The following is a 24334-nucleotide window of genomic DNA, read 5'->3' on the forward strand; positions in this document are numbered from 1 at the left end:
GAGGCGGCGAGTGCGTCAGGTCGTCAGGGGGGCGGCGAGCAGGACGGGCGACTTGCCGACATTCTGCAAGGCCGCCACCGGTGCCGAGCTGGAGAGCGCGGGTGACGTCTCGTCCGTCAGGCCCGCCATCGCCGTCACCAGCAGGGCGGCCGTCCGTTGCGGGTTGGGCGCGACGGCTGGCGTGGCGATCGCGGGTGACGCCGGCAGAGGCGCGCCCGCTACCGGACGGTGCAGCGGTGTGGCGTCGCGGCCGGCATCCATGGTGGCGAAGCTCACCTCGGTGAACCACGAGTCGATCGGATAGGCGCCATCGGTGCCGATCAGCCGATAGCTCCGGTAGGGCACGCCCGCGGTGTGGAGCGTCAGCTTTTCGTCGTACAGGCCGTTGCCGATCCGCATGTCGCCGGACACGTCGACCCAACGAGCGTCCGAGGCCAGCGCCTGCGCCTTCCACGTGCCGACGGACCGGTCCTGCCGTGAGGCGTCCAGGAGGCCCGGCGCGACGTGCAGGGTCAACCTGCTCAGCGCGATCGCATGCCTGAAGTCGAAGCGGATGAACGCCGGCTCCTTGCCGGCCAGCTGGGGCGCCTGATGCTCGCCGTTGTCGTTTTTCCCGATGAAGGGCCGCCAGGCCATCGCCTCGTTGCCCGCCAACGCGCCGTCGACCAGATTGGCCGGCGTGCTGCGGCGCCACCAGACCGGTCGAGGCGCCACCGTCTCGACGGTCTTCTCCACCAGCCCCTGCTCATGCAGCAGTGCGACGCCGCTGCGGTCCGCCGTGTGTCCGCGGGCCTGACGGTTCATCTGATCTTCCCGTACGCGGCCAGCCAGGAAGCTTCGCTCCCGGACCACGCTGGAGGGAACTTTGGCGGGAGGGGGCACCGAATCGATCGAGGAAGGCCTTGAACGGTCATAGGCATCGACGACCTCTCCGGGTACGAGATCGCCGGTCACCCCGGACGCAGGCGAGACGCCTAGCCGCACGAAGTTGTGACCCTCGCGGTCGAGTCGAAGATGTTCCCTGGCGACGTAGCGAATGATCGACGTGGGGGCCGAGCCAGCAAGCGGTCCCCCGGTGCTGACCTCGATCAGCGCGGTCCGGTCCCCCGTGCCTTCGTATTGGCGTCGGGCCGCGTTGCCGAGCTTGATCTGGTCCGGCGTCAAGCCCGCCTGCTTCAGCGCGAGCGCCATGGCGCCATCGGTGATGCCCTCGCGCAGCAGGCCTTCGGCCCAATCGTGGTCCAGCGTGCCTGCCGACACCATGAGGTCGGCGAGCGTGTCGCTGACGACGGGTCGGTAACCCACATGCCTGAGCACGGCGCCGAGCAGGGATCGATCCTTCAACGCGGCGTAGGGGCTGCGCCGCAGGAGCCGCGCAAAGTCGCGCAGGTGCTCGACGGTCTCGGGCGCGTCGATCGACAGGGACGGCTGCCCGGTGACCCAGGTTTCGAAGGCATCCAGCGCAGGCCGGTCGAGGTCGGATCGCAGGACTTCGTTCACGTAGGCCGCCGTTCGGTCGTGCTGGCCGAGGTGGCGTAGCAGGGGGCGGTGACGCGTGATGTCGAGCGTTGGCACGCTGGCGCCTGCCGCGGCGTAGCCATCCAGGATGCGCGCGGTGAGCGGCGCATCGGCCACCTCGATCAGGGTCCGGATGCGGGCGACCTCGCCGACGCGCGTGGTCTGCAACGCCGAGGCGACGTTCGGGTCCAGGCCACGCAGGCGCAAGTACAGGCGCACCGTGCCGACGTCATGCACGACTGCCGCGCGCGTGGCGAGCTGGTCGAGATCCGCCTGAAGACGCAGCAGCGCAGACACCGTCGCGGCGTCGGTCACGCCGGCCCGGTCCAGCCTCACCCACCATGCGTCCGGCGCGAGGTCGTAACGCGCGGACAGCCGCGTCCGGTCGTCGTGGGAAAGCACCGTCTCCTCGGAGCTGCCGGCCCGCGAGGCGTCGGTCCAGACGAAGCGGAAGGTCGAAGGATCCCGGTAGTAGTCCAGCAGATGCACCACCGATCGGCTGGCGTCGTCCCCGATGGACAACTCCAGGCTCAGGCCCAGGGACCGAATGACGTAGCTCGTGGGGGCGCCGCGCAGGCGTACCGCCGTGCGCACGCCAACGGTGCTTGTGACGCCGTGGGCCCGAGCGGGCGCGACGATCACGTGGACGCCCGCCGTGTCGGCCGCGACCTCGGCGTGGGCCTCGTCCGGCGCGTGGACCCGGGGGCCGGAGATCACGACGCCGGCCGTGGCGTCGAAGGCTGGCGGCGACGAGGGCGCCTTCACCGTGTCTGGCGCGGACGCGAGCCTGCTCCCTTCGGACGTCGGTGTCTTGACGGCGGTGGGACCCGCTGCCTTGGCCGCGCCGGCAGCCTGTGTCGTGGCGTCGGGGATGACGATGCTCACCGGTCCCTCGACCGCTGCCCGAGCCTCGGGCAGCCGCAGCAGCACGGGTGCCGCCGACGGCGCGGCGGACTCAGCCGCGCGAGCCCAGATCGGCCATTGCCCCGGCACCGGTGGCGAGGTCCATGCCGCCTCCAGTGTCAACTGCAGCGGCGTCGCGTTGGGGCTGGGATTCGACGGCTGCTCTGACAGGATCAACGCGTCGCCCCGCACCCGATAACGCAGCCGGTCGTACGGGATGTCCAGGAAGAACTGCATCGGCGCCGGGCCATGGGCGCGCGCGGTGATCGGTCCGGCGCCGCTCGCCAAGTGGTACAGCGTGTTGGCGCGTTCGTTGACCAGATGGCGGCGAGCAGCCGGTGTCGCCGCGTCGAGGTGCCAGGTCTTCTCGACCCACGGCATCGGCAGGGGGGTGGCCGGCAACCGATGCGGCCGGGTCAGTGTCATGACCGCGCCGGTGTCGTCGACGATGCGCAGCGGCCGCGATGACCACCGGACGAGGTCGTCGTCCGAGGGCAAGGTGCCGTCGGGAAAGAAATTGTCGAAACGCAACGTGCCGGTGGACGCGGCGGTGGATATCCGCAGCTCGCGGCCCATCTTCCAGGCCGTCAGGTGTTCGAGCGCGCCATTGACGCGCAGGCTCAGCGGTTGGGTGTTCGAGCGAGAGGTGATCGTCGCGTCGGCATCGCCGGACCAGACCAGCGTGTCGTCCGAGCTGCTGTACACCTGCGTCCCCTGGCTCAGCACAAAGGTATTGCGCCCGCCGCCGCCGCGCAGCGTAACGGCACCGGCCCGCACATCGAAGCTTTCGTCGGCATCGCCACCGGTCAGATTGGCCTGGTCGGCACCGCGGACGATCCATCGCCGGATCTGCGTGGTCGACAGCCTTCGGGTTGAGGCCACAGGGCCGGTCGGCGTGATCTGCATGGAGAACCGATCCGGTTGCGACGCGTAGGCCGAGCCTTGCAAGACAGTGCCTGTGCCATCGATGACGAGTGTGTTGTCGCCGCCTGATGCCGATATCTGATCGATCCGGCTGTGGGGGTCGAGGTAGAACAGGTCGTCGCCCTGGCCGCCCCGCACCAGCGCCGCGGTCTGCCCCTCGAGCCGGAACAGCTGGCGGTCGGCGCGCGTCTGGGCCGTGCCGGCCGCGCCCGGCCCCCCGGTGCCGAACTCCACCCATGCCATGCCGTCATGCCGTGCCAGCTCGGGACGCGCCTGGCGGAACTCGGTGGGGCCGGACGTGGTCCGGTCCTGCAACACATAGGTGAAGGGTGGATCCAGCCGGCGCGCCTTGAAGGTGGCGTGCGCGACCCGGTGCGTGCGGCCAGCATGCGCGATGGTCCCGTAGCCTTGCTTGGCATGCAGATCGGACAGGTAGTCGAGGTCCTCTTTCCGCTGCAGCGTCAGCGATTGCTCGCGCTGCCGCGCGGCGGCGACGGCCAGGCTCTCGGTCTCGGCGCGTTGCGAGGACTCGGTCTCCAGGCCGAGGAACCGGGCGAATCCCGTGTGGATCCTGCTCGCGATGCTGCCGCGGAAGTGTTGGCCGTACTCGTCGAACCACAGCCCCGCGTTGACGCCGCCGGCCACCACCATCGTGAGCAGCGCGACCGGCAATGCCGCCGCGGAGACGAAGGCGGAGGTCTGGCCCAGCAGCATGCCGGCGATCGCCGCCGAGCCCTTGATCGAGGCGGCCACCTGGACCGTCGACATGCCCAGCGACACCAGGATGGAAGCGACGGACAGGGTGGTGTTGGCCACCAGCGAGCGGAACTGGTGGCTGTCCTGGCTCGCGCCGGAGCGATGGAATTGCTCCCATTGCAAGGCCAGCATCGCGCCGGTGACGATCTGCATCGGAATGTCGATCACGCCGCCCTGCAGGGCGAGTCCGATCTTGCCGACGGCGGCGATGCCGTGTGTCTTCCCGACGGCGTGCAGATGGCGTCCCAGCGCCATGGTCGCCAAGTTCACCGCGATGCTCGAGGTCTGCGTGACGGCGAGGCCCTTCATGGCGTCATCCATGCGGCGCCAGTCGGTCATGAGTTGATAGGCACCCAACACCGACGTGGTGCCACCCAGACCGTTGTTGATGTTGCCCGCGGTCGACGAGCTCAGCGCGGCGCGCAACTGGGTCATGCCGGCGCGGACGGCGGCCGCGCGCTTGAAGAAGGCTTTCAACGCTGACGGCCGCTTCGAGGAGGCGGGCGCAGCGACCAGCGCGTCGGCCTGTCGGCTCAATGCGGAGAACACCGAATCGTCGAGCGCGACGACACGACCGCTCAACCGCAGCGCCGCCGCATCGTCGGCCGTGGCGATCCTGGTTTGCCAGCGCGCTGCGTCGAGGACCGGCTCGGCGTCGGCGTCCCAGGTCACGAGGCCGTTCCGGCGCAGGGCGTCGATGGCCGCGTCAGGCGTGAGCCGCGCGATGGCGTCCAGGTCGAGGTCAAGACCGTCCTTGCGCCGCTGCGCGATGGCCTTCAGCGCCCGTTCCTCGGGCGTGGCGTCCGCGCCCAGACCGCCGGGCCGCGAGGCGTCGCGCAGTTCATCGGCATCGAGGCCGGTACGCGCCAGCCACGATTCGAAGTCAGAGCGCGTATCAGGGCTCATCGCGGCGAGCAGTTCGCCCAGCAGGCCACCCGATTCCCCGCCACCATGACCAGGGCCGTCAGGATCTGGCAGACCCACGCGCGATTCGCTCAGCAGGTCCTGCGGACGCAGGACCTCTGGTGTCTGCGCGCTCATGCCGTCCAGCTTGCGGTCCACGTCGATCAGCAACTGGGCAATGAGCATGGGATCGGCGGCAACGCGACGGAGGCGTCCTTCATCGACTTTGCCATCGGCATCGGTGAACAGGTCCCTCAAGGCGCTCGGAGCCACATCGTCGAGCGACGGGTGAAAGTCGTCGAACAGGCCTTCGATCGCTGCGTCGAGCCGCTTATCCTCATCCGCCAGGTGGCCGCCGAGTGCCGTGTCTTGCCAACTGGCGATCGCGCCATCGCTCGAGGCCGACGACCCCAGATTGTGGTCGCCGGCCGCGGTGCTGTATTTGTCGACTGTCGTCCAGTCGGACTTTGTCCGACCCTTGGCGGTGGTGACATGGGTGGATGCCTTGATGCGATGCACCGGGGCATCCTCCGGATTCAATTGCGTGGCACGGCGGGTCGAGGTCGGCTCATCATCTGGAAACAAGACGCGTCGGCTATAGGCCGTGATGGCGGTCTCATGCAGATTGGCGAGCTTTCTATGGGCGATCGCATTCAGAAAATCTACTGAGAAGCTCTGGATAGCCAACGGGTGCTCAAGCGAGCAGGCCAGGAGCGTTACCTTGTTGAACTTAATGTGAGGCCACGCCCCAAGGGTATACATGCGCAGACGCTCGGCGAGGTCGTGGGGGGTGTAGCCGGAGAGGGTGCGGTTCTGCTGCAAGTTGGTCGCGCCCTCACCGATGACGATCAGCTTGGTGCTGCCGTGGAGAGATGGCGCGGCGATCAGGTCGGTGCCGACGAGCACACGGCTTCCGCTCTGGCGATCCAACTGCACCCAGGCGACCTGGCCACGATGCTTGACCGCTTGGCGAAGCGCTGCCTCGAAGGCCGCGGGCGAGTCTTCCATCTGGACCACCAGCCGCAGGTGATCCGGACGCGACCGCTTGGCACTGGTCGGGCCATCGTTGCGAGCGTCCAGCACGGAAGCGCGTGCCTGAATCCACCGATTGTCCGTCGCATGGTGCGGCGTGAGCGCGTTCTGCCACTGCGCTACCGCCGTGTCCGATGGGGCGCTGGACCGGACGGCTGCCAGGTGGGCCCGCATCTTGCGCAGCCCTTCCACATCCTCGTGCATGCTGCCATCGGGGAGGCGTTGCACAAGGCGCAACTGCGACCTGCCGCCTGCGCCGATGGCATGCAGACCTTGTGCGTCGAACAACAGCCGGCGCGGATAGCTCTCCAACTGGAACTCGTTGGCGCCGGTGCCAAACAAGCGCAGGTTCCACTCGTCAAGGAGGCCGGCAAGATCCAGCATCGAAGCGCCTGGCCAGGGGCGCAGTTGATGCGTGAAGATCACCTTCAAGTCTTGGCGGCGCCCATTGATAGAGTGCTTGAAGCGAGCCCGAAACTTGATCTGACCGTTCTTCGCGTTCAGTTGCGCTATGACGCCTTGGCCGAAGACAGTCGAATCTGTGTTGAGCGTCAACGCGTTCCGACGAAATGAAGTGGTTCCTGGCATTGCATCGTCTTCTGCCGCCAGAGTCAGCGCGGCGAAATGTTGGCCAGAAGCAAGCCGAAGCAAGTCGCTCATCGCCTGCCCGGATCGATAGACTTGGCCGACAGGGGTCCACCCGGGGCGGCCCTTGGGTTGGCTGGACACGGCGATGACAGGGCCGATCAGCCCTCGCTTCGAGAGTGACTCCAAGGCTGGATAGAGATGCAGGAAATTTTTGGCGAGCGCTTGACGTGCCGGATCCGGCGCATCGATCCATTGCTGCACCATATCCACGTCGATATGAAAAGGTAGGTGCGGACGAGTGGATTGCATCGCGCCCAGGGATATCTCGGCGACGAGTCGATCTATCGTCCAATCATCTGTCGCCATGTTCTTCTGGTTGGCGAGTTTCTTTCTGACCAACGAGAGTGTGTCGGCCGGGGACCAGTCGTTATCGCTCCTGGGCATTGCCGATGCCAGTGCGGTGCGCGTCTCGCGTCCCAGCAGACCCGCGATGCCATCGGATCGCGAGAGCGATGCAGCGCCGGCGAGATAGAGCCTATGTAAATCCTTGAATGCGACGGGCCCCATATGTCTGTCATTCAGCCGATTGAGGTAGATATTGCCGTAGGCGGTGCGTTTTTTCGCCGTCGTGTCGGCCTCTTCCGTTCCGATGTTCTCAACCGTTTGCGGCGCGAGATCGAGGAAGCCCTTATGGGAAGGCTGGTGAGGACTGCCCTTTGCCTGAAGTTGCAGCCGGCCGGTCACCAGTGCTTCCATGGCCGACCAGTTCGATGCCTCAGACGATCTCGTCCGCACCGAACTCTGCCTGCGATCCTTGGCATGGGGCGTGGGGGAAACCGACGCGTCCGAAGCCGTGGTCGTGGCGATGTGGCTGATGTCTCCTTCGTCCCCGCTGTCCGACAACACGATGGGCTGGGCAGGGTCGTCGCCAATCATTGGAGCGACCGCGCGAACACGGGCGATGACGGAGTCGGCGGATCGCAGTTCCCCAGCATCGAGGCGCAGCGTCTGCGGCAGATCGGCCAAGGCGAGTGGCCCCTCCTTGGCGTAGTGATGAACGGCCAACGCGTCAATTTGGCGCAGTGCCGCGTCCTGCCGCCAACGCGCGCCGATATCGTCCGCCTTTGGCAGCGCGGGGACTTGCCATGTTTTCGTGACCGGCCCCGCCCGTAACTGCAAGAGGCCGGAGGTCCGGTCGAGTTCGACCTTCAGGCCGGAAATGAGCCGGCCAAGCGTTGGCAGTGGTGTCGCGTCGAAGACCGTTGGCATCGTGCCGCCACCATAGGCGGCTTGATGCGCGCGGGTGCTCGCGACCCCGGCTTCCTCGCTGACCATGTCCACGAGATCGTCGGCCAACACCTTCAACCGAGGGCTCCGGATGGAGCGGCGGATGCTCAAATGGAGGTCTGTCACGTCCACCAATCGGCGGGTCCACGCATCATCCGACATGCCGTCGGCACGATCCGGGCGAGGCTTCTCTTGCAGTGCGCGAAGGTCGTCGCTCGTCTGTTCCGCCCAGTCGTACAGACGTTCGGCGGCAGTGATGTCCGCATCGTCCTGGAATGCCAGCGAGTCGAGCCTGGCGAGATAGTCGTCCCAGCGGCGCAACTGATCCTCCTGAGTCAGAGGCGTGAGCGCGTCCTTCGCCGAGTCGAAGACCCATTCCGACCATCGCTCGGCGAGGAGGTGCTTCGAGGTGACCCAGCGGTCGTTCTCCTTTCTCCATCCGGCGCCGAACTCGTCGAAAGGTTTCGTTGGGGCGACGTATTGCACGGGGCCGATCACGCCGGTGGATGCCATCAGAGCGAGTTGGTCGCGCATGGAGAGCATCAACGCGGCGTAACGCGTGGCGTCCGGGTCGGTGGAGCGACGCTCCAGTGCGAGACGAAGGTCGGCGACGCGCAACTGGAAGGGGCGATCAGGGCCGGAGGACTCCAGCGCCATCGCATAGAAATCCGCGAGCACGCGACCATCGACGCTGCGGGCGATCGCGTTGGCATCGGGCCATGTCTTGAGGAACTGCGCGGCTTCGTCGACCAGCAGGCGGAAGGCCTCGGCCGCTCCGTGGTCGGCCATGGACGCCTCCTGGCCCGCTAGACGGGCCGCGTCGAGCAGGTGTCCATGGGCCCGACGCAGCGTGGTCGCGGAGGCGTCCAGGATCCCGGCGAGCAAGGTCCTGGCGATCGGACTCAACCGCGTGTTGGCGATGGACAGGAGGTCGTCACGGGGCCTTTGGGCGAAGGCGTCGATCACCTCGGTCTTCCAGGACTCATCCGACAACGGAGCCTTCGGGCGATCCGCCGACTCCAGCAGGGCGGCGATCACTGTCGAGCGGCCATGTGCCGTCTTGGCCGTCGTTGTCGTTGGGGCCGAAGGCACGAAGGACCATCTGTCCGCCGTGCGCCGAGCGATGACCTGCGGCCCGGCGAGCAGTTGGTCCCCGCTGAGGGAGAGGTTGGCCGGGAGCATGCTCAATGCGGACTCGCCGCTGCGCCCGATCCACGTGACGAGCAGTGTATCGAGGGTGCGCAATCGCGTTGACAGGAGGGTGCCATCGCTCGCGACGGAGGCCGGCGTCGCGCCTGGCGCCGGTAGTCGAAGATTCAGGCGCGCAAAGCCATGTGTCCCGCCAGCAGTCCATGCCAGTCGCACCGTTCCCGTGGACCGATCCAGATACTGTCGTGCCTGCGGAGCGAGGGAAGCCAGCGCGGGCAGTGGCACGTCATCGACCACGACGGCAGGCGCGAAGCTCCGGGCTGAATCCTCGGGCAGGAACCCGATCTCCGGGTGGAATCGCCAGTGCGACCAATGAGGCTCGCGCAGGTCTTCCCGGGAGCGAAAGGCGCCTTGGGCTGGCACCCAGACAGGGCCGGGCACCGGTGTTGGGGAGTTCCATTCGACGGGGCCGATCAGGCCCGCGTCATGCAATTGGCGCAATGAACCATGCAGTTCCAGCGACAGTCCCACCGCCGCCTCCTTCGAGCGAGATTGGCGAAGTGCGAGCAGCGAGCCCGGCACGTTGAAGTCGACCAGCAGGTGTTCTCCGGGTGGCGCGTCGATCGCCGAGATATAGAACGTCGCCAGCGCCTGAGACGTGACCGCCTTGTACTCGGACGTGGCGCCGGCGAGTCGCGACCAGGTCGCCGCTTGCAGTGCCCGGAAATCGATCGAGGCGTCGGCCAGCGCATTCGCCGCGCGAAGGCCTTGCGGGGATCGTCCATCGAGCAGCGCCAGAAGTGCGTCCTTGAACTCCAGCACGGAGCCTTGAAGCATGCCGTCCAGCATGTGCGTGGTCGCGGCCGTCATGGCCGTTGCTGGCATCTGAAGGAAACGGCCGGCGACGTCCTGCCGGATGGATTCCAGCAGCGAGTGGCGTTGCGTGTCGGGGAATGCCAGCGTCAGCGCCCAGCCGTCGATACCGGCCTGCAGCACGGCCGCGATGGCCGTCGCGCGCTGCTCCGGCGTGGGTGTGGATGTGAGGTTCGAGAACACGGGAAGAACCCAGGCGTCCTGGGTCGTCGTGTTCGCCGGCTGCTGGAGGGGATCTCCGTCCGGAGCCTCGCCCCTCGTCCTGCCGTGGGATGGACGCTCCGTGTCGTCAGTGTCGGTGTACGAATCGAATTCGGAATCGAATTCGGAATCGGAATCGGAATCGGAATCGAGGGCGAGGTTGGACTCGGGGCTTGGACTTGGACTTGGACTTGGACTGGAACTGGAACTGGAACTGGAACTGGAGCTGGAGCTGGAGCTGGAGCTGGAGCTGGAGCTGGAGCTGGAGCTGGAGCTGGAGCTGGAGCTGGAGCTGGAGTCGTTGGCGACAGGGATGTCGAGCCACGGCGCCAATCGGCGCGACAGGCGCGTCGTCGAGTCGGTCGGCGACTTGAGTGCTTCCAAGAACTCGTCCACCAGGATGCCGGCCAGGTCGCGGCGACGGGCATCGACGCTGAACACCATGGCTTCAAGGACCTGCGCCTTGAGGGTCATCATTGCCTGCTGCGCGAAGGCTGCTGGCGAAGCCGCGGCGGATGAGGAGGACGCGAAGGCGCTGAGCAGCGTCTGGTACGCATCGTTCAAGTACGTGAACGAGCCCTGGAACATGCCTGTCAAGAACTGTGTCACGGCCGTCTTCAACCCCGCTTGCGCGGCATTGCCGAAGAGGCCGATCGCGATTCTCTGCAGGGACGGCGCCAGGGCGTCATGCTGCTGCTCCGCCCCCTGAATCTTCAGGTCCAGTCCGGCAAGGAGCTGCTGGAACTTGGTCGCGATGCGGGTGGCGCGATCTGGCGCGAGCCCTTCTGCATCCGAGGAGGTGGTGGGTCCGACAGGGCCGGGGCTTTGGGATGGGCCGGCGATGTTCTCAATGGCAGCGAAGTTGGGGAGCATGATGGCCTGATGAATGGAGACACGGCCTCAGTGCGGCGTTCCCGCGCGTCCGAAGTCCCGTATCAACGCTCTCGCAGGCTCTCGTTGCTCGTCCGCTCGATCGGACTCAGCAGGAATTCGATCACCCGCCGGCTGCCGGTGCGGACCTCGGCGCTCAGCGCCATGCCGGGCCGCAGCGGCACGCGGGTGCCGTCGATGTCGATGGCACGATCCGCCAACGTCAAGGTGGCGGCGAACAGCGGACCGCGCTGCTCGTCGTCGACGGCGTCGGCGCTGATCCGCGTCACCGTCGCTGGCAGCGTGCCGTGGCGCGTGAAGGGGAAGGTGTCGAGCTTCACCGCGGCGGTGTCGCCGACGCGGACGAAGCCGATGTCCTTGTTGTCCAGCATCACCTCGGCGGTGACCGGTGCGTCGTCGGGCACGATCACCATCAGGGTCTGAGCCTCGGTGACGATGCCGCCCGGCGTGTGCGCCGCGAGCTGTTGCACCGTGCCGGCGACCGGCGCGGTCAGCCGCGTCAATTGCTCGCGTCGCGTGGCCTTGCGCCGCTCGGCCTCCAACTGCGCGAGTCGCGGTTCGGCTTGGGCCAGTGCCTCGCGCCAACGGCGGCGCGCCTCCGCCAGCGCGGCGTCGCGGGCGCGGCGGGATTCGTCGAGCGCGGCCTCCGCCTCGCGCAGACGCGCGTGCTGCGTGCCGAGCTCGCCGTCCAGGTCCAGCCGCTCGCGGCGACGGTCCTCCCAGGCATGCGTGGAGGCGAACCCCGCGCCGGCCAGCGCGCGCAGGTCGTCCTCGCGGCGCTGAGACAGCCGCAACGCGGTCCCCAGCCGCAGGGCCGTGGCCTGGATCGTCGCGCGCTCCGCGCGGCGGCGCGCGGCCTCGGCATCGATGCGGCCCAGCCGCGCCTGCAGGTCCTGCCATTCCGCCTGCAATCGCCGCGCCGTGGCGTCGCGGCGCAGGGGGGGCCACGACGAGGGCGCCTCGAACGCGGGCGGGCGACCGCCCTCCAGTGCGTCGGTCAACGCGCGCGCCAGCATCCGTTCGCCATCGACGGCGAGCCGCTGTTCGTCGAGGCCCGCCAGGTCGGCCGACGCGCCGGTCGGATCGAGCGCCACCAGGAGTTGTCCTGGCGAGACGTGGTCGCCATCACGGACCAGGATCGCGCGCACGACCGACCGCTCCAGCGGCTGCACGAGTTTGACGCGTTCGCTGACGATCAGCCGGCCCGGGGCGATGGCCACGATGTCCACCCGCCCGAAGACCGTCCATGCGAGCGCGATCACCGCCAACGCGATCAGCACGGCGGCGGTGCGACGTGGCGACGGATGCATCGGCGTGTCCTGAATCGCCAGCGCGGCGGGCAGGAAGGCGGACTCGTCGGCCAGCCGGGCCGGGCCGGCGAGCTCGCGTCGCGCCGCCCAGGCGGCGACGAAGATCGCCCGGTAGCGGCGCAGCAACTCCGCCGGCACCGCCAGGCGCTCGGTCACCGAGTGTCTCCAGCGGCCGGTGGCGTGGCGCGGGGCACTCCTCACTTCGACCTGCTCGTCGACCTTCCTGGCGGGCCTCCTTTCGACCTCGCTGTCGATCTCGCTGTCGACCGTCGTGTCGGCATTCCTGTCGGCCGCCTTGTCGGCTGTCTCGTCGGGCTTCATGCGCGAGCCCCCGGCCCGTCCTGCAGCGACCACAGGTGACGGTAGAGCCCGTTCTCCTGCCGCAGCAGCGCCGCATGCGACCCCTGCTCGACGATGCGGCCACGCTCCATCACCACGATGCGATCGGCACCGCGCACCGCGCTGAGCCGGTGCGCGATGATCAACACGGTTCGACCGCGGCAGATGTGCGTCATGTTGCGATGCAGGACCGCCTCGCTGTCGTAGTCGAGTGCGCTGGTGGCCTCGTCGAGGATGAGGATGCGAGGGTCGCTGAACAGCGCCCGCGCGATCGCCACGCGTTGCCGTTGCCCGCCGGACAACGAGCACCCCTGTTCCGCGACCACGGTGTCATAACCCTGCGGCAACTCGCCGATGAAGTCGTGGGCGCCCGCCAGTCGCGCGGCCCGGACCACCTCGTCGAGCGGAGCGGCGGGATCGGTGATCGCGATGTTCTCGCGCAGCGTCCGGTTGAACAGGACGTTGTCCTGCAGTACCACGCCGATCTGTCGCCGCAGCTGCGCGGCGTCGATCAGGCCGACGTCGACGCCGTCCACCAGTACGCGTCCTTCCTGAGGAAGGTGCAACCGTTGCACCAGTTTCGTCAGCGTGCTCTTGCCGCTGCCGGAGCGGCCGACGATACCGATGACCTCGCCGGGCCGGATGTCCAGGTCGACGCCGCGCAGCACCGGCGCCGCCTCCGGCCGGTAGCGGAACGACACGTCCTGCAGCTGGATCGCGCCGCGCAGCGAGGGCAACTGCGCGGCGCTCGCGGGCGGCGCCTCGGTGCGCGTGTTCAGGATGTCCCCGAGCCGCGCCATCGACAGCCCCGTCTGCTGGAAGTCGGTCCACAGCGTCGCCATCCGCATGACCGGTTGCGCGACGTGCTGCGCGAACATGTTGAAGGCGACGAACTGCCCCACCGTCAATGCGCCGGCCATGACTTCCTGGGCGCCCCACCACAACGTCGCCGCCTGCGTCAGCTTGCCGATCAGGCCGATGCCCTCGTGGCCCCAGACGGCCAGGTTCTGTGTGCGGAAGCTGGCGGAGACATACGCCGCCAACTGCCGGTCCCAGTGGCGCGAGAAGGTGGGCTCCAGCGCGCCAGCCTTGACGGTCTGCACCGCGGTGACGGACTCGACCAGCATCGCCTGGTTCTCCGCGCCGCGCGCGAACTTCTCGGCGAGGCGCCGCCGCAGCACCGGCACGAGCGCCACGCTCAGCGCCGCGTAGAGCGGCAGGCTGCACAGCACGATCAGCGTCAGCGGCACGCTGTAGACGAACATCACCGCGATGAAGACGACGGAGAACACCAGGTCCAGCACCACCGTCAGCGCCTGGCCGGTCAGGAAGGCGCGGATGTGCTCCAGCTCCCGCACCCGAGCCACCGAGTCGCCGACGCGGCGTGCCTGGAAGTAGGTCAGCGGCAGCGCGACGAGGTGCCGGAACAGCCGCGCGCCGAGCTCCACGTCGATGCGGCTGGTGGTGTGGCTGAGGATGTAGTGGCGCAGCCCGCTGAGCAGGCTCTCGAAGAGCATCACGACGATCAGGCCGATGACGATCACGTGCAGCGTCGACATGCCGTGGTGGACCAGCACCTTGTCCATGACGACCTGGAAGAACAGCGGATGCGCGAGCGCGAAGGCCTGCAGCACGAAGGAGATCAGCAGCACTTCGCCGAGCAGCCGTCGGTGCTTGACCAGCGCCGGGATGAACCAGCTGAAGTCGAAACGCGCCGCCGCGCCGATCGTGCTGGCCTGGCTGGCGACGAGCATCACGTCGCCATTCCAGCGCGCGATGAACGCCTCCAGCGGCAGCGATCGAGGGCGGCCTTCCTCGACGCCGGCATCGGCGATCAGCACGGTCTGCGCGTTGGCGCGGGCGATCACCACCGGATGGGGCGCGGCGTCCGATGCGGCGCCATCCGCGCGCAACCAGGCGATGACCGGCAGTGGCAGGCGCGACAGCCGCGCCGGCGTGCTGCGCAGGCGGCGGGCCTTCAGGCCGAGCAGGCGGGCGGCGCGCAGGATCTCGTCCGGACCGATCGGATCGTGCGGGCCGAGGCCCAGGCGATGTGCCAGCACCGGGGCCTCCGCGGCGGTCTCGTGCATCGCCGCGATCAGGCAGAGTGCGTCGAAGGGATGCGGCGTCGAAGCAGCGTGCGTCATGGGGTCACCGGAGGCCGTGGTGACGCGTGAGTGGCGGTGCGCGCGCCGGCATCGGCCGGTGCCGGCTGATGCCATGTCGCCGTGTCGTGGCGATCGATGGCAGGCCCAAGACAGATCGGTGACTCGAAACGGTAGGGGTCCGCCGCCGTGCGTCCCCGCGCGTGTAGCTCAGGGGCGCCGCAAGGCCGGCGGTCCGAACGCCGCCGCGGAGAATGGGCTCAGCGGCTGTGCGCCGTCAGCTTCGCCAGCGGCGACGCCAGGCTGATGCCCGGCGCGGCGCGGCGCGCGCTGGGATGCGCGTCGTCGCTCTCGTCCAGCTCGGGCTGGGTGCCGCGCAGCGCCTGCCCGACCGGATCGCGGCGCATCGCCACGCCCACGGCCAGCATGTCGATCGCCAGCAGGTGCAGGATGCGGCTGATCATCGGCATGTGGGTGGCGACGTCCTCGACGTGATCGACGATCAGCGCGGCGTCGGCCTTCTTCGCCAGCGGCGATTGGCTGGCGGTGATGGCCACCACGTGCGCGCCGCGCTCGCGGGCCGTGTCCGCCACGGCGATCAGCTCGGGCAGCTTGCCGCTGCTGCTGATCAGCACCGCCACGTCGCCCGGCTTGAGCGTCTGCGCCGCCAGCAACTGCAGGCGCGGCTCGGTGTACGCGTTGCAGGCCACGCCCAGGCGCAGGAACTTGAACTGCGCGTCCTGCGCCACCACGCCGTAATGGCCGATGGCGAAGAACTCGATGCGGGACGCGTTCAGCAGCAGCTCGATGCTGCGGTCGATCATGTCGCGGTTGAGCTGGCTGCGCACCTGCAGGATCGCGGACGCGGTGTTACCCAGCACCTTCTCGCCGAGCTCCACCATCGAGTCGTCCAGCGTCACCTGCGTGTGGCTGACCGGCACCGTGCCGGTCAGGCCCGAGGCCAGCCGCAGCTTGAAGTCGGACAGCCCTTCGCAGCCCAGTGAGCGGCAGAAGCGGATCACCGTCGGCTGGCTCACGCTGGCCGCCCTGGCGATCTCGGCGATCGGGTCGTTCAGCACCTTGCGCGAATGCGCCAGCACGTGGTCCGCGACGCGCTGCTCGGCGGGCGACAGCGTGTCGCGCGCGCGCCGGATCTGGCTGACGATGGCCGAGGCGCCGCCGGCGTTCTGCAGGCTGCGCAATTGCGCTTCCAGGATCGCCGAGGCGCCCTTGAAGGTGGCGTGCTCGGCCGTGATCACGTAGGTCGGAATGGCGGCGACGTACTGCGAGAAGCGGCCCTTGTCCTCGAAGCGCTCGCGGAAACGCGACCGGTCGAAGTACTCGCCCAGTCGCGGCACGATGCCGCCGCCGATGTAGATGCCGCCCAGCGCGCCCAGCGTCACCGCCAGGTTGGCGGCGGCGGTGCCCAGCAGCGTGCAGAACAGCTCCAGCGTCTCCTCGGACACCGGGTCGGCGGCCTCCAGCGCGCGGGCGGTGATCTCGGGCGCGGTCAGCGCCTCGGCCGGGCGCTGGAGGTAGTCCGCCATCGCGCGGTACATCAGCTCCAGGCCGGGGCCCGACAGCAGGCGTTCGAAGGAGACGTGCTCGTACTCGGCCCAGGCGAAGCGCAACAAGGCGATCTCGCGCTCGTCGCGCGGCGCGAAGTTGGTGTGGCCGCCCTCCGAGCCGAGCGAGATCCAGCCTTCGCCGGCCGGGATCAGCCCCGACACGCCCAGGCCCGAGCCGGAGCCCAGCAGGCCGATGACGCTGTGGGGGCGCGCCTCGCCGCCGCCGATCTGGCGGATCTCGCTGCCGCGCAGGCGGGGCAGGGCCATCGCCAGGGCGGTGAAGTCGTTGACCACCACCAGCGTGTCCAAACCGAGGCGCTGGCGCGCTTCCTCGATCGAGAACTGCCAGTGGTAGTTGGTCATCCGCACCTGGTCGCCTTCCACCGGGTTGGCGATGGCGATGGCGGCGTGGGCGATGCGGATGCGCGGCAGGCGGTCCATGTAGGCGCGGACGGCGGCGTGGAAATCCCCATGTTCCGCGCAGCGGAGCAGGGCGATGTGCTCGAACTCGCCGGGCGAGGTCTCCAGGGCGAAACGGGCGAAGGTGCCGCCGATGTCGGCGATCAGCCGGGGGCTGTCGAAATCACGCATGAACGAGGATGTTGGGGCCATCTTGGGCGCACGACGGTGGTACATCCACCAACCGGCCTCAAGGGATGGGCGATTATGGCTCCGCGCCTCGCGACGGCCGAAAGGGTTCGCCCTATCGAGCCACGGCATGCCGATTGCCCCTTGTGATTGCTCGATGCTGTAGTGAGACTACAGCGTCGGTGAACGGTCGACGGCGTTTGAATCGCCACCGGCGCGTCATATAAAACAACCGCTTGCAAGACAAATCTGCCGCGCGAACACCGAAGCGTCGCGTGGATGTCGACCGCAAAGGGTGACTGCTCTTGTGCGAACGATGTAGTTTTGCTACCTTGCGCGGATTCCGCCTCGGAAGGCGACATCGCAGGACAAGAACAGTGCAAGCAGAACAGGGTGTGACCGCGGACCGGACCGAGATGACCGGACGCGGGCAAGGTGACGCGGGCTACCCGTGGCTGGTGGCGGACATCGGCGGCAGCAATGCCCGATTCGCCTGGGTCGACGGGCCCGGGAGGCCGGTGGAACACGTGCGCAAGCTGCCGGTGGCCCAGTACGAATCGCTGCGCGCGGCCGCCGAGGCTTATCTGAAGGAACTGGCGGCATTGGGCATCACCGCCCGGCCGCGCCGGGCCTCGCTGGCGTTGGCGACGGCGCTGGAAGGCGATCGCGTCGAACTGACCAACAGCCACTGGACGTTTTCCCGGCGGCAGTTGCAGGCGGATCTGGGGTTGGACGAGCTCCGGCTGTTGAACGACTTCGAGGCGCTGGCACTGTCGCTGCCCGGGCTCCGGTCCGACCAGGTGGCGGCGGTGCCCGGACCGGCGCTGGGTTCGCCCACGGGCATGCTGGCTGTCATCGGGCCGGGCACCGGCCTGGGTGTCGGCGGCGTGATCGAGACCTCCGGCGGCTGGGTGGCGCTGCCAGGCGAGGGTGGGCACATGACGCTGGCCCCGACCAATGACTATGAAAGCGAGCTGCTGGCCGCGGCCCGCCGCGAGTTCCCGCATGTCTCGGCCGAGCGTTTCCTGTCCGGCATCGGCCTGCCAACGCTGCATGCGGCGGTGGCCACCGTCGCGGGGCAGCCGTCCTCGCCACGGCTCAGCGCCGAGCAGATCGTCGAGCGCGCCTTGGCGGGTGATGCGCTTTGCGATCGCACGATGACCCAGTTCTGCGCCTTCCTCGGCAGCTTCGCCGGCAGCGTCGTGCTGACGCTGGGCGCCAGAAGCGGCCTCTACATCGGTGGCGGCATCGTGCCGCGGTTGGGCGAGCGCTTTTTCTCGTCCCCCTTCCGCGAGCGCTTCGAGGCCAAGGGGCGCTTCTCTGGCTATCTGGCCACCGTGCCTTGTGTGCTGATCACGGACACGCTCACGGCGCTGAGCGGCGCGGCCTTCGCGCTGCAGCAATCGGTGCGTTGAATCAAGCTGTAGTCCAGCTACATATTCCTTGCGCGAACGGCGGCCCTGGTGGTCGCCGTTCTGCATTTTCACGCCCTAATTTGATTGAATTGGCAGCGTTTTTCCGTAGAAACCCGAAGTCTGTTCGTGGTTTTATCGCAAAAGGCTGCTGAATTTGCAGGCGCCAGGGTTTGCGAGGACTTGGTTCGGCATCTAGTTTTAGTACAGAATTCATTTCGAACGTTGGGTTCCGTGGTCCCTGCAGCGCGAACCTTCAGGTTGCAGTTCCCCCGCAGGGCAGGGCCGTAGACGAGCGCCGATCCGCGCGTTCGAGAGCTTTCAAGAGCGACAGGAGACAAACAAATGAAGACAACGCACGCCACGCGCGAGCTGTTCCGTGTGCAACCGGTCGCCGCCGGTTGCCTGGTGACCCTGGCCCTGATGGCCGGCGCCGCCCACGCGCAGCAAGCCCAGTCCGAGGCCGACAAGCAGGCCGCCGCCGACAAGACGCTGGACACCGTCACCGTCACCGGCATCCGCCGTGGCATCGAGGCCGCCATCTCGGTCAAGAAGAACGCCGACTCCATCGTCGAGGCGATCTCGGCCGAAGACATCGGCAAGCTGCCGGACGTCTCGATCGCCGAATCCATCGCCCGCCTGCCGGGCCTGTCCGCCCAGCGCGTGGCCGGCCGCGCGCAGGTCATCTCGGTTCGCGGCCTGTCGCCCGACTTCGCCACCACGCTGCTGAACGGCCGCGAACTGGTGAGCACCGGCGACAACCGCAGCGTCGAGTTCGATCAGTACCCGTCCGAGCTGCTCAGCGGCGTGACCATCTACAAGACGCCGGATGCCGGCCTGGTCGGCCAGGGGCTGTCGGGCACGATCGACATGCTGACGGTCCGTCCGCTGAACTTCAGCAACCGCGTCGTCACGCTGAACGCGCGCGGCCAGCGCAACTCGCTGGGCTCCGCCGCCGACTCGAGCGCCACCGGCAACCGCGTGAGCGCCAGCTACATCGACCAATTCGCGGACCGCACCATCGGTGTCGCGATCGGCTACGCGCACCAGGAGACCCCGGTGCAGGAAGACCAGGTCGGCCTGTACGAACCGTGGGACACGTCGGCCCGCACGGGGCTGGTCCCCGGCACCTACAACTCCGGCGGCATCAAGGCGCTGCGCCGCACCGGCAAGAACGAACGCGACGCGCTGATGGCGACCGTCGAGTTCCGCCCGACCAAGAACTGGACCAGCGTCGTCGACGGTTTCTGGACCAAGGCCAAGCAGGAAGACACGGCCAACCAGTTCGAGATGAGCATGACCTGGAACGGCAACAACGCGCCGCTCAACTGGTCCAACGTCACGACGAACAGCAGCAACACCCAGACCGGCGGTACGTTCCTGAACGCCTATCCGCTGGTCCGCGGCATGTACAACAAGCGTGACGACAAGATCGTCGCGGCCGGTTGGAACAACAAGCTGAAGTTCGACAACGGCCTGTCGCTGATGGCCGACGTGAACTACTCGCGCGCCACCCGCAACGAGTTGAACCTCGAGAACAACACGCAGTTGCTCGCCAACGGCGGCGTCGTGCCGCTGGACAACGTCAAGCTGGCGTTCAGCAGCGGCAACTTCTCGCAGATCGTGCCGGGCCTGACCTATTCGGACCCGACCAAGCTGTTCCTGCAGAACACCATCTACGGGTCCGGCTACGGCAAGGTGCCCAGCGTCAAGGACGAGCTGACCGGCTTCAAGCTGGTGGGCAACATGCCGGCGCCGGCCGCGGTGTCGAACTGGTTCTCGGACTTCGACGTCGGCCTGAACTACGCCGACCGCTCGAAGAAGAAGCGTCAGCCGGAAGGCGCGATCAACGTCGGCGCGCAAGGCAACACCGCCATCGGCTCCGACCTGCAGTACCGCCCGGTCGATCTGAGCTTCGCGGGTCTGGGCATGATCCCGGCGTGGAACGTGCCGGGCGCGGTCGGCCGCTACATGACCTTCAACCCGACGGACACGGAGAGCTACCTGATCTCCAAGGCCTGGGACGTGAAGGAGAAGGTCACGACGCTGTTCTTCAAGGGCAACATCGAATCGACGACCTTCGGCATCCCGGTGCGCGGCAACGTCGGCGTGCAGGTGGTGCACACCGACCAGTCCTCGCAGGCCAACTACTTCGACGGCACGGCGCCGGCGGGATCGCAGGTCAAGCCGCTCAATGGCGGCAAGAAGTACACCGACTACCTGCCGGCGCTGAACCTGGCGTGGTCGCTGTCCGACGACCAGACGCTGCGTTTCGCGGTGGCCAAGCAGATGGCCCGCGCGAAGGTGGATCAGCTGCGCTCGTCGATGGACTTCGGCGTCGACAGCACCACCGGCAAGCCGGGCGCCAGCGGCGGCAACTCCGAGCTGGATCCGTGGCGCGCCAACGCGCTGGATCTGTCGTACGAGAAGTACTTCGGCTCCAAGGCCTACGTGTCGGTGGCCGGCTACTACAAGGACCTGCGCAGCTACATCTACACGCAGGGCAATGACCGCTACGACTTCTCGCGTTTCGTCTCCGGGTACGTGCCCCAGCCGGGCCAACCCAATGCGTTGCTGGTCGGCACCTACACCGCGCCGTACAACGGCCAGGGCGGCAAGCTCAAGGGCGTGGAGCTGACGGCGTCGCTGCCGTTCAACCTGATCAGCAAGTCGCTGAACGGCTTCGGCATCGTGGCCAGCGCCAGCTTCAACGACAGCAACATCAAGGTGAAGGATCCGGAAAGCGCGAGCAGCGTGGGCGACGGCTTCATCTCGCTGCCGGGTCTGTCCAAGCGGGTCTACAACCTGACCGCGTACTACGAGAACGACGGCTTCGAAGTCCGCGTCAGCCAGCGCAAGCGGTCCGACTTCATCGGCGAGATCGGCAACTTCAACGGTGCCCGCACGCTGCGCTACGTCGTCGGCGAGAGCATCGTCGACGCCCAGATCGGCTACAACTTCTCGGAAGGTCCGCTGAAGGGTCTGGGCCTGCTGGCGCAGGTCAACAACCTGACCAACGAGGCCTATCGCACCTACGCCGGCACGAAGGACCGCCCGCTGGAGTACATCAAGTGGGGCCGCACCTTCCTGGTCGGTGCGACCTACAAGTTCTGATCGCCTGAACCGAACGGATACGCGAGGCGCCTCGCGATGGGACCGACCCCGTCCGGCATGAGCCGGGCGGGGTCGACTATTTGTGGGACGCGCTTCGCGGCGCCGTCATCCCGGCCTCACCATCCGGTGCCGAGCTCGCCTCGTCCTCAGCGGCCGGAGGCGGGACTCTTCGCACTGAACTTTTCATGCCAATGCGCGTGCATTGCCGGCCATCGGCGGTCGCCGATCAGGTACATCGCCAGGCTCTGGACGAAGGCTTCCTTGACGGGGTTGGAGTGAAGATGCTCGTCGGGCTCACGGAAATAGTCGTCGCGGCCTTCGACGACATGGCCTTGGGCGAGGTCCTTGTCGCGAGCTGCGACGAAGTCCGCATCGCGATGCGTGTACCTGCCCGAGATGAACTCGTAGGCATGGGCTGCTTCGTGAAGGGGGGTTGTCACGTCCGCGACGACCGCATGAGCGTTTGCCGGCGCATGGGTCGTCTTTACCAGGATCGTCCGATCGGTTTGCGAGAAGAACCCTGCGGCGTGGTCGCCTAGGTCGGTAAGGAAGCAGTCCGGCGCGGCGTTGGCCGGCCCTCCCGGCGAGGGAAGAATGGTGACGCCAGCCTCTGCCAGTTGGGTCGCCATCGCACTCGGTAGCCGCGTCATGATTTTCAGAACGGCGATGGCATCGTCACGGTCAGCCGTGCCTTCCATGCGGAGCATGCGCGTCAATGCGTCGACGATGCTCTGCGGATGCTGCTTCAGCAGTTCCCGGCGTACTCGCTCGTTCATCAGCGCAGAGGTCTCGGGGCAGCCGGCGGCGATGGCTTGTTCCGCACGGCGCGACATGGCGATGGCATCGCGCGGGTCGCAGCGCTCGGCAGTCATGAGACGCGCGGCTCGGAACGCGCGTTGATCGATGGCGGCACGTGCCTTCGACGGCAGGTCGCGACGATCCGTCGCGAGCGCCCGCCAGCCTCCGGGCATGGCGTCGATCTGCTTGAGATCGGATTCGAGCCGGTCCAGCCATGTCTTCGCGCCGTTGATCGAGACCCCCGCCTGATGCCAGCCCCCCCGTGAGCTCTGTCCCAGTCGAAGGCTCTTGTCGACATGGGCCTGGATCTCGCGCACTTCCGCCGCGAAGAAACGGGCGTCGTCGCGGCGGCTCAGCGCGGTCAGTCGCTGGTTGATCGCCGCCACGTCCGTCGTTACCTGGGCATGCCCGGCGATGGCCGCGGCCAGCACCTCGCCGGCACGTGCGTTCTGCTCCAGGAGCTTCGGGTCGAGATTCGTCCGATGCTCTCCGCCTTTCCCTGTCGCGGTTTCGATTGCCGCAGCCAGTTCATCGACTGCCCTGATCTGGTTCCGGAATAGCCGTTTGCCGGATGGCAGATGGCGTGCCTCGATCGAGCGCAGCTTGTCCTGACTGAGGCGCTCGCGATCGAACCAGCGTGCATCCTCCGCGGTCTCGCCTTCTCCGAAAAGATCGGCCGCGGCGGTCTGCGGCATCAGGCCGACGGCCTCCGCAAGCGCCTTCGACTCTTGGTCCAGGGCCATCAGCCTGCTGGCACTCCCCGGACTGATCGGTTCCTTCGCGAGTGAAGCCAGGTGGCGCTCGAGCCTGTCGTGGCGCTCCTGAAGGTCCGGTAGCCTGTTGGGTGAAAGCCCAGGCGGCAAGGGCCACTTCTGGAGTTCGGCCCTGAGCGCCTGCGTACGCTCGCGAATGACCGAGATGTGTTGTTCGATGACAGATTGCGAGGAAGTCGTCGTGAACTTGTTGGCCGAGGTGAACAGGCGGCCCAGCGAAGTGGTGAAAGACATGGGAAGTGCATGGTTCGAACTGCTGCCTAGTTAATCGAACCCCATCGGCGGTTCATTGCGCGGCGGCAATCAATTCCACGCGCCAAGGAGCACGTTTCCGGACCGCCGCCCATCGTGATCAGCGGCGTCCCCTTGCCGCCCTCTCACCCCTTCACCCCTTCACCCCTTCACCCCTTCACCCCTTCACCCCGCCCGCCGTCAACCCCGACACGATCCACCGCTGCGCGAGCAGGAACACCGCCGTGATCGGCAGCCCCGACAGCACGGCCGCGGCGGCGAAGTCGCCCCACAGGAAGCGCTGGTCATGCAGGAAGTACTTGGAGCCCACCGCCAGCGTCAGGTTGCTCTCCTCGCGCAGCAGCACCGAGGCGACCGGGTACTCGATGATCACGCCGATGAACGCCAGCACGAACACCACCATCAGGATCGGCACCGCCATCGGCAGCAGCACCAGCCGGAACGCCTGCCAGTGCGTCGCGCCGTCGACCTTGGCGTTCTCCTCGATCTCCACGGGGATGGTCTCGAAGTAGCCCTTGATGGTCCAGATGTGCGTCGCCACGCCGCCCAGGTAGGCCACCACCAGCCCGGCGTGCGTCTCGATGCCCAGCCACGGCACGAAGGTGCCGATGGTCTCGAAGATCGCGTAGATCGCCACCAGCGCCAGCACCGGCGGGAACATCTGCAGCAGCAGCATGCTGTTCAGGATCCCGCCCTTGAAGCGGAAGCGCAGCCGCGCGAAGCCGTAGGCCGCCGTCGTCGAGATCGCCACGATCGCGAAGGCCGAGATCGTCGCCACCTTGATCGAGTTCCATAGCCATGTCAGCACCGGGAACGGCGGCTGCACCAGCGAGCCGTCCGCCGCCTGGTACGGAATGCCCAGTGCCAGCTTCCAGTGCTCCAGGCTGATCTCCGTCGGCAGCAGACTGCCCGTGGCGAAGTTGCCCGGCCGCAGCGAGATCGACACCACCGCCAGCAGCGGGAACAGCGTCAGCGCCAGGAAGACCCACAGCAGCGCGTGCGCCGCGAAGACGCGCCAGCGCGCCTGCTTGCCTCGAACGATGGCCATGG

At 67.6% G+C, this 24334-nt stretch carries 8 protein-coding genes; 2 read left to right on the top strand and 6 right to left on the bottom strand.

The annotated features are described in order from the left end of the window. Positions 1-15: 15 nt before the first annotated feature. The 4 genes from CDN99_RS14620 to CDN99_RS14635 form a co-directional block, all read right to left on the bottom strand. A complete protein-coding gene (locus CDN99_RS14620) occupies positions 16-11007 on the bottom strand; it encodes a C80 family cysteine peptidase (RefSeq protein WP_088385605.1) in 10992 nt (3663 codons plus the stop codon). Positions 11008-11069: 62 nt separating this feature from the next. After that, positions 11070-12656, bottom strand: a complete 1587-nt coding sequence (locus CDN99_RS14625) for an HlyD family type I secretion periplasmic adaptor subunit (protein WP_202820276.1) — start codon at positions 12654-12656, stop codon at positions 11070-11072. Next, positions 12653-14821: a type I secretion system permease/ATPase gene (locus tag CDN99_RS14630; RefSeq protein WP_088385606.1), complete on the bottom strand. Its 2169-nt coding sequence runs from the start codon at positions 14819-14821 to the stop codon at positions 12653-12655. Before CDN99_RS14630 ends, CDN99_RS14625 begins: the two co-directional genes overlap by 4 nt. Before the next feature lie 218 nt (positions 14822-15039). Then, entirely contained in the window at positions 15040-16938 is a 1899-nt protein-coding gene (locus CDN99_RS14635) for a glucokinase (protein WP_088385607.1), read from the bottom strand. A 374-nt stretch (positions 16939-17312) separates the two neighbouring features. Between CDN99_RS14635 and glk the strand changes: the two genes are divergently transcribed. Together glk and CDN99_RS14645 are read left to right on the top strand one after the other, a co-directional pair. Continuing rightward, positions 17313-18350, top strand: coding sequence for a glucokinase (gene glk / locus CDN99_RS14640; RefSeq protein WP_238139531.1), 1038 nt, complete (start codon positions 17313-17315; stop codon positions 18348-18350). A gap of 342 nt (positions 18351-18692) precedes the next feature. Further along, complete coding sequence (locus CDN99_RS14645) at positions 18693-21461, top strand: TonB-dependent receptor (protein WP_088385608.1); 2769 nt, start codon at positions 18693-18695, stop codon at positions 21459-21461. Between the two features lie 146 nt (positions 21462-21607). On the opposite strand, the gene CDN99_RS14650 is transcribed toward CDN99_RS14645, so the two are convergent. Further along, positions 21608-23266 (bottom strand): hypothetical protein, encoded by a 1659-nt coding sequence (locus tag CDN99_RS14650; RefSeq protein ID WP_141100788.1) that lies wholly within the window; start codon positions 23264-23266, stop codon positions 21608-21610. Positions 23267-23441: 175 nt separating this feature from the next. Beyond that, positions 23442-24332 carry a maltose ABC transporter permease MalG gene (gene malG, locus CDN99_RS14655; RefSeq protein WP_088385610.1) on the bottom strand — a complete coding sequence of 297 codons (891 nt, stop codon included), beginning with the start codon at positions 24330-24332 and terminating at the stop codon, positions 23442-23444. Between the last annotated feature and the right edge of the window lie 2 nt (positions 24333-24334).

It is taken from the genome of Roseateles aquatilis, assembly GCF_002205645.1.
In the GTDB taxonomy this organism is placed as follows: Bacteria; Pseudomonadota; Gammaproteobacteria; order Burkholderiales; family Burkholderiaceae_C; genus Roseateles; species Roseateles aquatilis.

Bases quoted from the DNA above. Each gene is read 5' to 3' on its own strand.
- CDN99_RS14620 (WP_088385605.1), bottom strand. From the start codon at position 11,007: ATGCTCCCCAACTTCGCTGCCATTGAGAACATCGCCGGCCCATCCCAA.
- CDN99_RS14625 (WP_202820276.1), bottom strand. From the start codon at position 12,656: ATGAAGCCCGACGAGACAGCCGACAAGGCGGCCGACAGGAATGCCGAC.
- CDN99_RS14630 (WP_088385606.1), bottom strand. From the start codon at position 14,821: ATGACGCACGCTGCTTCGACGCCGCATCCCTTCGACGCACTCTGCCTG.
- CDN99_RS14635 (WP_088385607.1), bottom strand. From the start codon at position 16,938: ATGCGTGATTTCGACAGCCCCCGGCTGATCGCCGACATCGGCGGCACC.
- CDN99_RS14645 (WP_088385608.1), top strand. From the start codon at position 18,693: ATGAAGACAACGCACGCCACGCGCGAGCTGTTCCGTGTGCAACCGGTC.
- CDN99_RS14650 (WP_141100788.1), bottom strand. From the start codon at position 23,266: ATGTCTTTCACCACTTCGCTGGGCCGCCTGTTCACCTCGGCCAACAAG.
- malG (WP_088385610.1), bottom strand. From the start codon at position 24,332: ATGGCCATCGTTCGAGGCAAGCAGGCGCGCTGGCGCGTCTTCGCGGCG.